At 40.8% G+C, this 13,959-nt stretch carries 14 protein-coding genes; 6 read left to right on the top strand and 8 right to left on the bottom strand.

From position 1 onward, the window contains the following. Positions 1-288 precede the first annotated feature (288 nt). Positions 289-1,176, bottom strand: coding sequence for a DMT family transporter (locus tag ACX17N_RS14270; protein WP_458893233.1), 888 nt, complete (start codon positions 1,174-1,176; stop codon positions 289-291). A gap of 299 nt (positions 1,177-1,475) precedes the next feature. Here ACX17N_RS14270 and ygfZ point away from each other — a divergent pair, with 299 nt between their 5' ends. The 3 genes from ygfZ to ACX17N_RS14285 all read left to right on the top strand — a co-directional run bounded on the left by ygfZ (position 1,476) and on the right by ACX17N_RS14285 (position 5,481). Further along, complete coding sequence (ygfZ, locus tag ACX17N_RS14275) at positions 1,476-2,201, top strand: CAF17-like 4Fe-4S cluster assembly/insertion protein YgfZ (RefSeq protein ID WP_458893234.1); 726 nt, start codon at positions 1,476-1,478, stop codon at positions 2,199-2,201. Positions 2,202-2,651: 450 nt separating this feature from the next. Continuing rightward, complete coding sequence (locus ACX17N_RS14280; protein WP_458893235.1) at positions 2,652-3,926, top strand: OmpP1/FadL family transporter; 1,275 nt, start codon at positions 2,652-2,654, stop codon at positions 3,924-3,926. Between the two features lie 337 nt (positions 3,927-4,263). Next, a complete protein-coding gene (locus tag ACX17N_RS14285) occupies positions 4,264-5,481 on the top strand; it encodes an OmpP1/FadL family transporter (RefSeq protein WP_458893236.1) in 1,218 nt (405 codons plus the stop codon). 64 nt (positions 5,482-5,545) lie between these two features. Here the strand turns inward: ACX17N_RS14285 and thrH are convergent, their stop codons facing one another. Next, complete coding sequence (gene thrH, locus ACX17N_RS14290; protein ID WP_458893237.1) at positions 5,546-6,163, bottom strand: bifunctional phosphoserine phosphatase/homoserine phosphotransferase ThrH; 618 nt, start codon at positions 6,161-6,163, stop codon at positions 5,546-5,548. A 201-nt stretch (positions 6,164-6,364) separates the two neighbouring features. Between thrH and ACX17N_RS14295 the strand changes: the two genes are divergently transcribed. Both ACX17N_RS14295 and ACX17N_RS14300 read left to right on the top strand, forming a co-directional pair. After that, complete coding sequence (locus tag ACX17N_RS14295) at positions 6,365-7,096, top strand: phosphoadenylyl-sulfate reductase (protein ID WP_458893238.1); 732 nt, start codon at positions 6,365-6,367, stop codon at positions 7,094-7,096. A 176-nt stretch (positions 7,097-7,272) separates the two neighbouring features. Continuing rightward, complete coding sequence (locus ACX17N_RS14300; RefSeq protein ID WP_458893239.1) at positions 7,273-8,652, top strand: WS/DGAT/MGAT family O-acyltransferase; 1,380 nt, start codon at positions 7,273-7,275, stop codon at positions 8,650-8,652. A 58-nt stretch (positions 8,653-8,710) separates the two neighbouring features. On the opposite strand, the gene ACX17N_RS14305 is transcribed toward ACX17N_RS14300, so the two are convergent. From ACX17N_RS14305 to ACX17N_RS14330, 6 genes are all read right to left on the bottom strand, one after another. Beyond that, on the bottom strand, positions 8,711-8,884 hold the full coding sequence (locus tag ACX17N_RS14305; protein ID WP_458893240.1) for a PA1571 family protein: 174 nt from the start codon (positions 8,882-8,884) through the stop codon (positions 8,711-8,713). Between the two features lie 140 nt (positions 8,885-9,024). Next, positions 9,025-10,479: a ribonuclease G gene (gene rng / locus ACX17N_RS14310; RefSeq protein ID WP_458893241.1), complete on the bottom strand. Its 1,455-nt coding sequence runs from the start codon at positions 10,477-10,479 to the stop codon at positions 9,025-9,027. A gap of 39 nt (positions 10,480-10,518) precedes the next feature. Further along, the gene (locus tag ACX17N_RS14315) at positions 10,519-11,085 is read right to left on the bottom strand and encodes a Maf family nucleotide pyrophosphatase (protein WP_458893242.1); all 567 of its coding nucleotides are present in this window, start codon (positions 11,083-11,085) and stop codon (positions 10,519-10,521) included. Beyond that, positions 11,073-11,564, bottom strand: a complete 492-nt coding sequence (gene mreD / locus ACX17N_RS14320) for a rod shape-determining protein MreD (RefSeq protein WP_458893243.1) — start codon at positions 11,562-11,564, stop codon at positions 11,073-11,075. Before mreD ends, ACX17N_RS14315 begins: the two co-directional genes overlap by 13 nt. Continuing rightward, a complete protein-coding gene (mreC, locus tag ACX17N_RS14325) occupies positions 11,551-12,408 on the bottom strand; it encodes a rod shape-determining protein MreC (protein WP_458893244.1) in 858 nt (285 codons plus the stop codon). Before mreC ends, mreD begins: the two co-directional genes overlap by 14 nt. Positions 12,409-12,422: 14 nt before the next feature. Beyond that, on the bottom strand, positions 12,423-13,469 hold the full coding sequence (locus tag ACX17N_RS14330; protein ID WP_016165348.1) for a rod shape-determining protein: 1,047 nt from the start codon (positions 13,467-13,469) through the stop codon (positions 12,423-12,425). A 133-nt stretch (positions 13,470-13,602) separates the two neighbouring features. Between ACX17N_RS14330 and gatC the strand changes: the two genes are divergently transcribed. Continuing rightward, positions 13,603-13,917: an Asp-tRNA(Asn)/Glu-tRNA(Gln) amidotransferase subunit GatC gene (gene gatC, locus ACX17N_RS14335; RefSeq protein WP_458893245.1), complete on the top strand. Its 315-nt coding sequence runs from the start codon at positions 13,603-13,605 to the stop codon at positions 13,915-13,917. The last annotated feature ends 42 nt before the right edge of the window (positions 13,918-13,959 follow it).

Below are 13,959 nucleotides of genomic sequence, written 5' to 3' on the forward strand. Positions count from 1 at the left end.
AGCCGAATCGAGACCTTTTGGGTAAGTACTACACTCACGTTGTACGCAACTGGTAGCAATCTACTCTTTCCGATCCCTATCACACCCTTGAGATATAGTGTAGGTAGTTTCGACTGGGATTGTTTTCCTAAAAATTAAAATTTTCCACCATTTTCAAGTATTTTTCCCACAATATAAAAAATTATAAGAATTAATTTCCATTTAGTAAAATTTAATCAGATATTAATTTCACTTTTAGGAATTATTTGCGTTTTTTTACCAAACCAAAAACACAGCAGAACGAATGCTCTATGCCCAAATCACCATAATGGCCGCCAGAATAACCAAAAACAGACCGAAATGATCTGAACGTGCCAATTTTTCTTTAAAGAAAAATGCAGAAATCAATAAGCTAAATAAAATTTCGATTTGTCCTAAGGTTTTAACCAACGCCACAGTTTGCATACTCATGGCACTAAACCACCCCAAAGAAGCCAAGAAACTACAGACACTCACTTTGAATGTCAGCCCTAAGCGTTGCCACATGTGAAGAAGAGTCTTTCGGCTAAATAGACTTAAATAAAGCAGCATAATAAGGCATTGAAAGCTGATTAATATGCACAGGACCCATGCTGCTCGATGCAAGAAAGGCAGCATATTCAACTCTAGGCTGGCTTCACGCACCAATAAGGAAGTAATCGCAAAACATAAGCCACTCCCTAAACCAATCCCCAAGGTTTTCAAGGAAAGTTGATTATTTTGGCTACCCTTACTTAATAAAAATACCGCAATCGCACCGATCAGGACACCTAGCCATCCCCATACAGTCAAGTGTTCTTGCAAACAGATGACCCCGATTAATGCAGCTAAAATAGCTTCACTTTTGGCCAACCCAATACCAATGGCAAAATTCTTTTGCTGAAACAGCTTTACCATTAAAACCGTGGCATAAATCTGACTCAGTGCAGCCAATACCACATATAACCAAAATTGGGTGGAAAAACTGACTGCTTGCGTTACAGGCTGCTGAGTATATAAAAATGCCAGATAACTGAGTGCAAAAATTGGAGAAAATAGAAATCGTGCAAGGGTCGTGCCATACACATCGACACTGCTACTGAGTTGCTTTTGAAAAGCATTACGCCACGCCTGCATAAATGCAGCCATCATGGTAAACAACACCCACGCCAATGACATAAGCTCAACTTCAAAACTAAATGAGTCGATAATTTACTCGCTTCAATTAAACTTTACGAGCCTTCGCTCAAATTTAATGGCTTGAGGCACAGAGATGGATGACCAGCAATCTTTCCAAACCTTTGTTTGGGCATTTCAAATAGAAGTGGCAAAATTGACCCTGTGAGCAAATCTTTGCATCAATTATTGGCATTACTTTGCTTTATAAATATTCCCGTAAAGCCGATGTGCAATTTCAAGCAAAATAGTGGAAAATTAAGCGAATTAATTCTTATATACATTGTTGAAGCGAGCATCTCATGAGTACTCTTGCATTTACGGCTTTCACCCTTCAAGGTGTAGACGCGCAAAAATTTCTACAAGGTCAAGTCACCGTTCATGTCGAACGTCTAATTGCAAACCAAACTCGCTATACTGCAATTTGCGACTTAAAAGGTCGTATTCATTTCGGACTCTGGTTAAAAAAAATCAACGATGAAAGCTTCGAAATTGTGACTACTGCTGACCAAAGTGAAGAGTTTGCTAAACACATTAAAAAATTCGGTGCATTTTCTAAGATGAAATTAGAATCGATCGGCACAGTATTTCCAACAATTGTCGACATACATACCGAATTCTCTACTATAGAAACCGATATTCAAGCTTGGCAATTACACGCCATTGAAACAGGACAAGCTTGGATATGTCAAAGTACCGAACATGAATTTCAGCCACAAGAGCTCCGTTTACATCAGCGTGAAGGCGTACACTACGACAAAGGTTGTTATTTGGGACAGGAAATTGTGGCACGCCTATGGTTTAAAGCAAAACCTAAACATTGGCTGCATTGTGTACAAGGTCAAGGGGATGCTCCAGCACCTGCGTCTCAACTGAATAATGATATAGAAGTGGTGAATAGTATTGCTCTCGATTCGGGTTATAAAGCCTTAGTGGTAGCCAAACCAACAGCAATTGTGGAGATGGGATTACAAATTCACGCTTTACCTGAAGCTTTAAACGGTGATGTTGCAAGACCAAGTCATTAATATTTCAAACATTTAGCTATAGATCGTATATCAAAAGTATACGATCTATGCATAAATCCTGAATTCAATATCAAAAATAATCACTTAGTCAAAACTATTCCAGAAATATCTCTTCATTTTGAGATCGACTCCACCTTAAAATAAAAAATAAATACCCAGTTTTGGTTATTTTTCAAACAATCGCATTTTAACCTAAAAATCTGCATTTATAAGTTTAAAGCTATATAATTCAACACCTTATAACCAATCATTCAATAAAAACTAGGCTTTTTACTCTATTTTGCTTCTTTTTTGAACTAGTCAGTTCTCCTAGAGCATTTACTCTTATTTTAATTGTGATATTTTTGTCACATGGAGTAACAAGATAATTTTGGTCGGACCTACCAAAAAAATTCCAGATTTTACATAAACATACTTAAAAAATCGTGTACCTCAAGGGAAGATGAAAGAATGAAATTAAAAGCGCTAACCACCGCAATGATTCTCGCAGCATTACCAACAGCTGGAGCATTTGCAGCGGCTCTTGACCGTTCAGGACAATCAATTTCGGCATTCTTACAACCTGGCAACTATTTTGAAGCAGGGATTTCTGTACTTGATCCAAGCGTTTCGGGTAATGTTCGCTCTGGATATACACCTAGTCCAGCTGTTCCCGCAAATGCTGTTGGATTAGAAAATTCAAATCTTAGTGACATGGGCGATGATTATTACTTCCCAAGTGCAGCATTAAAACTACAGCTCACAGATCATTTCTCTTTTGGCTTGATTTATGATCAACCATTTGGTGCTGATGCAACCTATTCTGTATCAGATACTGGTTCAGCTGCATTAGGCGGCGTTGGCTTATTTCATAATGGTGAAGAGTCAACCAATGTTGAAGTAAAATCCCAAAGTATTTCAGTGTTACTTGGCTTCCAACCAACTGAAAATTTTAACTTTTATGCAGGACCAGTTTACCAGACCATTAAAGGTGATGTTCAACTTCGTGGTTTAGCATACGGTGGTGATACTACTTTTGGTGGCTATGATGCAAATATTAAAGAAAATAGTGAATTCGGATGGTTAGCTGGGGCTGCCTATCAAATTCCAGAAATTGCTTTAAAAGCATCTATCACTTATCGTTCAGAAATTGAACACTCTGTTAATATTGAAGAAAACTTTAATTCGGCTGGCTTGTTTGCAGCATTGAATGGAATTCCATCTCAAGAAACAGATGTAACAACACCTCAATCAGTTAACCTCGATTTCCAAACTGGTATTATGGCAAATACCGTGGCCTTTGCTAACTTGCGTTGGGTTAATTGGAAAGATTTTTCAATTCAGCCTTACAAATTTGGGCTTGCTAGTAAAAATGCTCTAGTACAAGCACAAACAGGACAGTCTGAGTTTGACCTTGTCGCATATTCTGATGACCAGTGGTCAGCAAATGTTGGTTTAGGTCGTAAATTAAATGAACAATGGGCTGGAAACGTGTCTGTAGGTTGGGATTCAGGAGCAGGTAATCCTGTAACAACCCTTGGCCCTACCGAAGGTTACTGGAATATGGGCTTAGGTGTTCAATATAGCCCTACACCAGCCACCTTTATTGCGGGTGGTGTAAAATACTTCTGGTTAGGTGATGCCAAAGCACAAACTGGTGCGCAGTTTGGTACATCAAATTATGTAGCTGAATTCAATGACAACGATGCGCTTGCATACGGTTTAAAACTTGGCTATCGCTTCTAAGTTAAAAGCATATTTAAAAAGACCATCTCATCAGATGGTCTTTTTTTGGCAAAAAATACCACTTTCATTTTTTTAATTTCTCCATATTCATCCAAATGTTGTTAATTTAAACAAATGGTCAAATTTACATTCTTATTCCAGAAATAAATTAATTACTCTATTTTTTTATATAAAAATCATTAATATACATGCGTACCATTAGTACTTTTACTCTATTCAAGTCCTTTTTATAGATTAATCAGTTCATTAAGTAAACGCCCTAGTGCATTTACTCTTTTTTAATTTATGTTACTTTCCCTTCACTTTTAGTTACAAAGCGATATCAGGGAAAATATCCATGAAGCTTAGCGTGCTTAAAAAAGCAATTTTACTCAGTCTGATTCCAACCACATCTACATTTGCAGCAGGTCTTGATCGTTCTGGTCAATCGATTGCGGCTTTTCTACAGCCGGGAAACTACTTTGAAGCGGGTATTTCTATTCTAGATCCTGATGTTTCAGGCAAAGATAAAGACAATCAGAATACTGGTGACATGGCAAGTGACTATTACTTCCCTCATGCCGCTTTGAAAATTCAAGCTACCGACCACGTCTCTATCGGCCTAATTTACGATCAACCTTATGGTGCAGATGCAGAATACTCTGGTAATAATAATTTTGTTCAAAATGGAGCTGCTCCTTTTGAAGGTGGAACATCTGTTGTTGTAGATACTCAAAACCTAAATTTATTAGTGGGTTATCAACCAAATGAGAACTGGAATTTATATGCGGGTGCTGTATATCAAACGGTAGATGGAACCGTCTTACTTCGTGGTAAAACTTATAGCGTTTTCAATGGTTATGATTTTAGAACGGGCGAAGATGAATCTGTAGGCTGGTTAGCTGGGGTTGCCTACCAGATTCCTGAAATTGCTTTAAAAGCATCAGTAACATATCGTGCTGAAATTGAACATAAAATGAATGCTTATGAGAATTTTGGCTCTACAGCTATTCCGAACAATCCGCTAACTCCTGTAATTTCAGCGATTAGTAGTTCTAATTCGGAAACTACTCTTACAACCCCGCAATCTGTAAATATCGATTTCCAAACAGGGATCATGGCTAATACTGTTGCTTTCGCAAATGTACGCTGGGTCGATTGGTCAAAATTCAAAGTTCAACCTTATCAATTTGGTAAATTATCTCAGTATTTAGGGCAAAATAATCTTGTTCCTAACAAACCAAATGGCTTTAACCTAATTGACTATAAAGACGACCAAATTTCTGCAACTGTAGGTTTAGGACGTAAATTTAGCGATCGTTGGAGTTCTAATATCTCTGTAGGTTGGGACTCTGGAGCAGGCAATCCTGTAACGACACTCGGTCCAACTGAAGGCTTCTGGAGTGTAGGCACTGGTGTCCGTTTCTCCCCTGCTGAAAACTACTTTATTGGTGCCGGTGTGAAATATTTCTGGTTAGGTGATGCTGATGCCGTTACGGGTGCTCATTCTGCAGCAGGCACATTTACCGACAATAACGCTATCGCCTATGGCTTAAATGTCGGTTATAAATTCTAATCTTTAGAAATTAGAAAAAAGACGGACTGATATGTCCGTCTTTTTATTGCATTAATTTTAAGAATTAAGCAGGAATATCACGTACCGAAGCGTTACGGATCGCTTCTTTTAATGCTGCATAACCATTGATTGGTGGGAATTGCGGAAATTCAGCAATCACATTATCTGGTGCATCAAATAAGAAACCATGATCCGCTTCACCCAACATTGTGGTGTCATTATATGAATCACCTGCCGCAATCACACGGAAGTTCAAACCATGCAAGGCTTTCACTGCCTGACGTTTTTGATCCGGTTGACGTAATTTATACGCAGAAATCATGCCCTGCTCATCGGTTTCTAACTTATGACAGAAAATCGTTGGCCAGCCCAGTTGCTTCATCAAAGGATGCGCAAACTCATAAAAAGTATCAGACAAAATAATTAATTGGAAATGTGTGCTTACCCATTCCACAAATTCTTTCGCCCCTGGGAACGGTCCCATTTCTGCAATCACTTCCTGGATATCATCCAGACCCAAATTATGTTGTTTTAACAGATTCAGACGTTGTGTCATCAACACATCGTAGTCCGGAATATCGCGTGTAGTTGCTTCCAACTCTTTAATTCCAGTTTTTTTCGCAAAGTTAATCCAAATTTCTGGAACTAACACACCTTCCAAATCAAGACATACGACTTCCATGCTTACCCTCAACTGTCTATGAAAAAAATTTGGATTATAATAGCATCAACTTTTGATTCTGTAGTTGACGTTTTTTAAATCTATTTTTTTCATAAGCATTTATTTTTTAATGCTAAGTATAAATATTCAATTCCATTAGAATATTTTGAAAATCTTTTAATATAGGTTTTGAAGTATCCAAGCCTATAGCCAGGAACTCTCATGACTGCTATCCCTACTGTTGATCATATTGATGCGCTGGCATCTGAATATGCTGATAAATCTCCAAGTGAAATCTTGGAACTTGCACTCAATCAAGAAGGTGAAATTGCAATTTCATTTTCAGGTGCTGAAGATGTGGTACTCATTGATATGGCGGCCAATTTAGGCAAACCGTTTCGTGTTTTTAGCTTAGACACAGGGCGTTTACACCCAGAAACCTATCAATTTATTGAAACGGTACGCAAGCATTACAACATCAAGATTGAAATTTGCTTCCCAGAATCTGAAGCAGTTCAAGCTTTAGTGAATGAAAAGGGCTTATTCAGCTTTTATCAAGATGACCACAAAGAATGCTGTGGCATTCGTAAAGTTCAACCGCTGCGTAAAAAACTAGCCTCTTTGGATGGCTGGATTACTGGACAACGTAAAGATCAAAGTCCTGGTACACGCACAGAAATTCCTGTGGTTCAAGCTGACCCAGGCTTTTCAGGACCGAATAAGCAATTGATTAAATATAATCCTTTAGCCAATTGGTCCAGTGCAGATGTTTGGAATTATATTCGTATGATGGAAATTCCATATAATCCATTGCATGAACGTGGTTTCATTTCGATTGGTTGTGAGCCTTGCACACGCCCGGTTCTACCGAATCAGCATGAGCGCGAAGGCCGTTGGTGGTGGGAGGAAGCCACACATAAAGAATGTGGTTTACACGCAGGAAATTTAAAATAATCGTTTGACTAAATAAAGTCACTGAATTGACAGTGACTTTTTTTTCAGTAAATTCAGCGCAGAAAGCAATAACTTTTGCCAAAAAAAAACGCTATACTCAAATCAACTCTTATAATTCTAACAAGGTGACTCAGACAGGAGTTACCCACAGAAATTGCAGTGAGGCAATCAACACTATGCGCCCATTACATCCGATAGATTTTATTTTTCTGTCCTTAGAAAAACGGCAACAACCGATGCATGTTGGGGGACTATTCCTCTTTCAAATTCCCGATAATGCTCCAGAGACCTTCATTCAAGACCTTGTCACTGATATCCGTAATTCTAAATGTAAGCCGATTCCACCCTTCAATAACAAATTAAATGGTCTTTTGTGGGATGAAGATGAAGAGTTTGATCTCGACCACCATTTCCGCCACATTGCACTGCCGCATCCTGGACGTATTCGCGAATTACTCACTTATATTTCTCAAGAACACAGCGCCTTGATTGATCGTGCCAAGCCTCTCTGGACTTGTCATATTATTGAAGGCATTGAAGGCAATCGTTTTGCCATGTACTTTAAAATCCACCATGCCATGGTAGATGGTATTGCTGGCATGCGTCTGGTTGAAAAATCATTATCTCACGACCCAAATGCCAAAAGCATTGTGCCACCGTGGTGTGTCGAGGGTCCACGTGCTAAACGTTTAAAAGAGCCTAAAGCCAGTCGTTTCAAAAGGATTCTGGGCGGTCTTAAACAACAAATGGAAGCAACACCGATTGTTGCACGCGAATTATCTAAAACTGTTATGCAGGATATGGGACGTAACCCCGATTATGTTTCAAGCTTTCAAGCCCCTAGCAGTATTTTAAATCAACGCGTGAGTTCTTCTCGTCGCTTTGCTGCACAATCTTTCGAATTTGATCGTTTACGCCACATTGCATCATCATTAAGCGTCACCATTAACGATGTGGTCTTGGCAATTTGCTCAGGTGCATTACGTGAATATTTACTCAGTCAGAATGCCTTACCGAAAAAGCCATTGATTGCCATGGTGCCCGCTTCAATTCGTGATGATGATTCAGAAGTCTCCAATCGCATTACCATGATTTTAGCGAACTTAGGCACACATAAAGAAGATCCGTTGGAACGCTTGCAGATTGTCCGCCGCAGTGTATTGAATGCGAAAGAGCGCTTTAAGCGCATGAATTCAAGCCAAATCATGAATTACAGTGCCTTTGTTTATACCGCAGCGGGATTAAACATTGCCTCTGGACTGATGCCGAAACGCCAAGCGTTCAATTTAGTCATTTCTAACGTCCCTGGACCGCGCGAACCACTGTATTGGAATGGTGCGAAGTTAGACGCTTTATATCCGGCCTCGATTGTTCTTGATGGTCAGGCACTCAACATTACCATGACCAGTTATTTAGATAAACTTGAAGTAGGTTTAACTGCGTGCCGCAATGCTTTGCCAAAAATGCAAAACCTACTGACACATCTAGAAGAAGAAATTCAACGTTTTGAAAGTATTGTTGGGGTAAAAAACCCAAAGTTGAAAGCGGTAAGTTAACCGCTGAAACTGAAAAAAAAATTGACTAGAATAAATTAAGGGGCTTCACATGAGCCCCTTAAGCTTTAATACTACGACACTGTTTCAGTAACTGGTGGCACACCGAACGAATCATGGCTGTTGTAATTTGGGTTTCTTTACCCTGTTCGTCCACGATGTAACCTGTATGTACATTCTTGTTATCTAGCACGTGCTTGATACCTTGTTTGATAATTTTTTCACTCATGCCCATATCACACCTCTTCTTGCTAAGACCAAATGTTCAAAAAATGAAAATTTAGTTTGGCTACTTGGTATGAGTAGTATTGAAAAAACTAGCTCGAAAGTAAAATTTCAGTTGTAACAAGTGTTTAACGACATCCTGTTACAATTTCAGCTCAGAATGATATCGTATTGCTCTTGCGTATATAAATTTTCCACCTGAAATTTAATGACGCGATTAATAAAATGCTCTAAATCCGCGACGGCTGGGGCTTCGGCGGTTAACAGCCGGTCAATTACCGAAGGATGTGCAACGACAGTAAAGCCACTCTGTGACTCAAAAGCACGGGTATAGCGTAAGATTTCTCGAAAGATTTCGTAACATACCGTCTCTGCTGTTTTCACATATCCACGCCCCTGACAGGTTGGACACGATTCACATAACAAGTGCTCTAACGATTCACGCGTTCGTTTGCGCGTCATTTCTACCAAACCTAGCTCAGACACCTGAGTAATCTTGGTTTTGGCATGATCACGCTCTAGCATGCGTTCAAACTGGCTCATCACCTCTTCACGATGCTGAGCTTCTTGCATGTCAATGAAATCAATAATAATGATGCCACCCAAATTACGTAAACGTAACTGCCGTGCAATGACCTGTGTCGCCTCCATATTGGTTTTGAACACGGTATCTTCCAGTGTTCTCCCGCCGACATAAGACCCTGTATTCACATCAATTGTGGTCATGGCTTCGGTCTGGTCAATCATTAAATAGCCGCCAGACTTTAAAGCCACACGGGTTTGCAAGGCTTTTTGAATGTCTTCTTCAACATTATAGAGATCAAAAATCGGGCGTTCGCCTGGATAATGAATCAGTCGATTTTGAATATTCGGGACAAATTCCCCCACAAATTCTTGTAATTTGGCGTGAATCTCACGGGAATCGACATAAATTTTTGAGGTATTTTCATTCGCCAGATCACGAATAATCCGCTGTGGTAAAGGCAGCTCTTCAAAAATCAGTGAAGGCACCGCAATGCTTTTTTGCTTGCGTTGAATGTATTCCCATAATTTTGCCAAATACGCCATATCCTGCGCGATGCATGCTTCATCGATGCCTTCGGCAGCGGTTCGTACAATCACAGAACCTGGCAGTTCATGTTCAGCCTGAATTTTTTCAATAATCGAACGTAAGCGATCACGTTCTTCTTCCGATTCAATGCGTTGCGAAACACCAATATGGTTACCAAATGGCATCAGTACCAAATAGCGAGAAGGAATAGAAAGATCAGTACTAAGACGAGCGCCTTTGGTGCCCAGCATATCTTTCATGACTTGAACCGTCAGAATCTGTCCAGGCTGAAGCAGTTCAAATACATTCGGAATGGGTTGATTGCGTGGCCAAACCATATCATTGATATGTAAAAAAGCCGTCCGAGACAGCCCAATATCCACAAAAGCGGCCTGCATACCTGGCAAAACTCGAACGACTTTGCCTTTATAAATATTGCCGACCAAACCGCGTTTTACCGTACGCTCAACATATAGTTCGTTGACTGTACCATTTTGGATTAACGCCACACGACACTCCATAGGTGTGACATTAATCAGTAACTCGTCAGACATAATAAGACTCAAAACATTATAAAAATTTTTGTTTCACCATTAATTTAGGACCTTAATGGCTTTGAATAATTCGACGGTCTCATGTAAAGGCAAGCCCACCACATTGGTGTAACTGCCTTCAATACGAGGGATAAAACGTGCCGCAAGCCCTTGTATGGCATACGCACCCGCCTTCCCTTCAGGTTCCCCTGTTGCCCAATAGTCTTCCATATCTTTCAGGCTGAGCTGTTGAAATTCGACTTGGGTACGAACCACTATACTTGAAATTTGCGCTGAAGTGCGAACACAAACACCGGAAAACACATCATGTTTGCGACCCGAAATTTTTTTCCACATTTCAAAGGCGTGGGCTTTGGATTCTGGCTTGCCTAAAATCTCACCATCGACACTTAAGCTGGTGTCTGCGGCAATAATTACGGCCTCGGGATAAAGCTGCTGGACGACCGCTGCTTTTTCGCAGGCTAAACGCTGTACATAGGCTGCAACGCTTTCGCCTTGCAGTACCGACTCATCAATATCAGGACTAAAAATAGAGAAATCGAGACCGAGCTGCTGGAGCAGCTCGCGTCTTCGAGGAGAACTAGAGGCTAAAACTAAACGCGCCATCTTTTCAGCACAAAATAGACCAGTGGCCACATCAGAATACTGGTAACTAAGGGCTGCCAGTGTCGTGCGAAGGGGAACTGAATTCCTCCCATAATTTGCGCAACCCACATCATGAACAGATAAGCCAAAATAGCCAAGGCTGCAATAATCCATAGATTGGCAAAAGTCAGCACACGACGCTCACGAATCAGGAAACGCGCAACAAAGCTAATCACGACAAAGCATAAGGCGTTCAGTCCAAGCGGAGCATCCATGAGCAAATCAACGAAGATCCCGGTACCAAATGCAAACCACACACCGCACCAAGTCGGCTGACACAGCACCCAGAACAGCACCACCATCATCATAAACAACGGACGCCAGCCAGAAACCGTATAAGCCAATGGATAAACCATCAGCACCGAAGCGATAATGACCGAAAAAATGATGGGAAATAACGGGTCTTTACGTTTTTCTTGTCGAAGTTTAGCGATTGGCATGCGGTTGCTCCATCGCTAATGAGTCAGAAAACAGAATCACGACATGATGTCCACTGGCCAATTGCGCCGCAGGAATGACATCAATTTGGGCAAATTCACCCGTGGTATGTCGACTGACTTTAGATACGGTTCCGACCAAATATCCAGCAGGAAAATGTGCCCCTAGACCTGAGCTATACACTTTTTCACCCACCTTAATATTGGCACTGGTTGGCACATATTCCATTTTCAAATGACCTAAATCACCTGTACCCGAAACAATGGCACGCATGCCTGTGTATTCCAGACGCACAGACAAGGAATGATCTTTATCGGACAGCAACATGACTCGGCTACTATGCGGATAAACATTGATGATCTGCCCCATAATCCCCTTATCATCCAACACGGTTTGTCCAACCTTTAAGTTGTTGGTTGAACCCCGGTTAATGACAATAATATGGCGTAACGGGTCAGCATCTGTGCCGATCACTTCGGCAATTTCCATACGACCATCAATGATTAATGGTGTATCCAGTAAACCACGCAAACGCGTATTTTCAGCCGAAAGCTCTGACAACTTTTGTAAACGGACTTGCGCTTGTAGCAGTTCAGCTTGCATCGCGGTATTTTCACGGCGCAACTGTGCTTCTGACTTGGTCTGCTGAGTCAGCCATTCACTGGACAGCACAGGATAACTCGCCAAGGCATAGATAGGATTGTATGCCGCGTACAAGACATCTCTTGCAGGCTGTATCACATGTGGTAAGCGCCAGTTAAAAAATAGCACCACCAAACATGTTACAACCGCAATGATAAATGAGCGAAATGATGGGGGCTGCCTAGAAAACAAATTTGTTTGCACAGCCAAATCCTTAATTAACCAACAAATAACATGTCGTGATTTGGATTATCAAAGAATTCTAAAACTTTACCACCACCACGGGTTACGCAAGTTAAAGGATCTTCAGCAACAACCACTGGTAAACCAGTCTCTTGAGCCAGCAATTTATCCAGATTACGAAGTAAAGCACCACCACCAGTCAAGACAATACCACGCTCGGCAATATCAGAAGATAGTTCTGGTGGTGTTTGTTCCAATGCAGATTTCACTGCTGAAACAATGCTTTGCAATGGATCAGAAATTGCTTGGGTAATTTCGTCTGAAGTTACAGTAATGGCACGAGGCACACCTTCAGCCAAGTTACGACCGCGAACTTCAATCTCTAACGTTTTACCATTTTCGTCTGGTAAAGCCATGCCCACTTCTTTCTTGATGTTTTCTGCTGTGGTTTCACCAATCACGCAACCGTGTGCTTTACGAACATAGTTAATGATTTGTTCATCAAAGACATCACCACCGACACGTAAAGAGTCTGCGTAGACACAACCTTGTAATGAAATGATTGCAATTTCAGTGGTACCACCACCGACATCCACGACCATCGAACCGCATGCTTGTTCTACAGGTAAGCCTGCACCAATAGCCGCAGCCATTGGTTCTTCAATTAAACGTACATCACGCGCACCTGCATTAAATACAGCCTCACGAATTGCACGACGCTCGACCAAAGTCGATTTACAAGGTACACATACCACAACACGAGGTGCAGGTGGGAATAAACGCTTTTCATGCACTTTACCAATAAATTGGTTGAGCATGGTTTCAGTCACTTCAAAATCAGCAATTACACCATCTTTCATCGGGCGAATTGCAGAGATGTTCGCAGGAGTACGACCAAGCATTTGCTTCGCATCAAGACCAACAGCGGCAACAATTTTTTGTGAACCACTGTGACGAATCGCCACAACCGTTGGTTCATTTAATATAATGCCACGTCCTGGTGCATAGATAAGTGTATTTGCTGTACCTAAATCAATGGCGAGATCTGGCGAAAACAAGCCAATTAGTCGTTTTAGAATCACGGGGTCGTTCTCAGTTTAACTATATGTGGACGCAAGGTGGCAACTTTAACTAAATGTGATGATTTGAACAAGTCAATCGCTTATTATAACGCACGATATTTTGAAATTTTTTGATACTGAATTAGGTGATGTTATGTCTACACCGGATGCACAGCATTCAGCAGATTTAAATGCACAAACAGTTTCAGCAATCGCCAATCTTGCTCGATTGTCGCTAGATGATACGCAATCTGCTGAATATGCTCAAAGTCTAAATAAAATTTTAGGCATGATGGAAACCCTAAAAGGCATCGACACCGATGGTGTTGAACCGCTAAAAAGCCCTTTCGATAATCCTCAGCCATTACGTGAAGACGTGGTTACTGAACAGAATCATCGTGAAGAATATCAAGCTATTGCACCTGCAACCGAAGCAGGTTTGTACCTTGTACCACGCGTGATTGAATAATTTGCATTCAGTTGAACCATTTTTTTTAAATTTAACGTAAAG

This window comes from Acinetobacter sp. GXMZU3951 (assembly GCF_054457875.1).

What these genes read in the sequence shown, in the direction of transcription:
- ACX17N_RS14270 (WP_458893233.1), bottom strand. Translation starts at nt 1,176, where the DNA reads ATGTCATTGGCGTGGGTGTTGTTTACCATGATGGCTGCATTTATGCAG.
- ygfZ (WP_458893234.1), top strand. Translation starts at nt 1,476, where the DNA reads ATGAGTACTCTTGCATTTACGGCTTTCACCCTTCAAGGTGTAGACGCG.
- ACX17N_RS14280 (WP_458893235.1), top strand. Translation starts at nt 2,652, where the DNA reads ATGAAATTAAAAGCGCTAACCACCGCAATGATTCTCGCAGCATTACCA.
- ACX17N_RS14285 (WP_458893236.1), top strand. Translation starts at nt 4,264, where the DNA reads ATGAAGCTTAGCGTGCTTAAAAAAGCAATTTTACTCAGTCTGATTCCA.
- thrH (WP_458893237.1), bottom strand. Translation starts at nt 6,163, where the DNA reads ATGGAAGTCGTATGTCTTGATTTGGAAGGTGTGTTAGTTCCAGAAATT.
- ACX17N_RS14295 (WP_458893238.1), top strand. Translation starts at nt 6,365, where the DNA reads ATGACTGCTATCCCTACTGTTGATCATATTGATGCGCTGGCATCTGAA.
- ACX17N_RS14300 (WP_458893239.1), top strand. Translation starts at nt 7,273, where the DNA reads ATGCGCCCATTACATCCGATAGATTTTATTTTTCTGTCCTTAGAAAAA.
- ACX17N_RS14305 (WP_458893240.1), bottom strand. Translation starts at nt 8,884, where the DNA reads ATGGGCATGAGTGAAAAAATTATCAAACAAGGTATCAAGCACGTGCTA.
- rng (WP_458893241.1), bottom strand. Translation starts at nt 10,479, where the DNA reads ATGTCTGACGAGTTACTGATTAATGTCACACCTATGGAGTGTCGTGTG.
- ACX17N_RS14315 (WP_458893242.1), bottom strand. Translation starts at nt 11,085, where the DNA reads ATGGCGCGTTTAGTTTTAGCCTCTAGTTCTCCTCGAAGACGCGAGCTG.
- mreD (WP_458893243.1), bottom strand. Translation starts at nt 11,564, where the DNA reads ATGCCAATCGCTAAACTTCGACAAGAAAAACGTAAAGACCCGTTATTT.
- gatC (WP_458893245.1), top strand. Translation starts at nt 13,603, where the DNA reads ATGTCTACACCGGATGCACAGCATTCAGCAGATTTAAATGCACAAACA.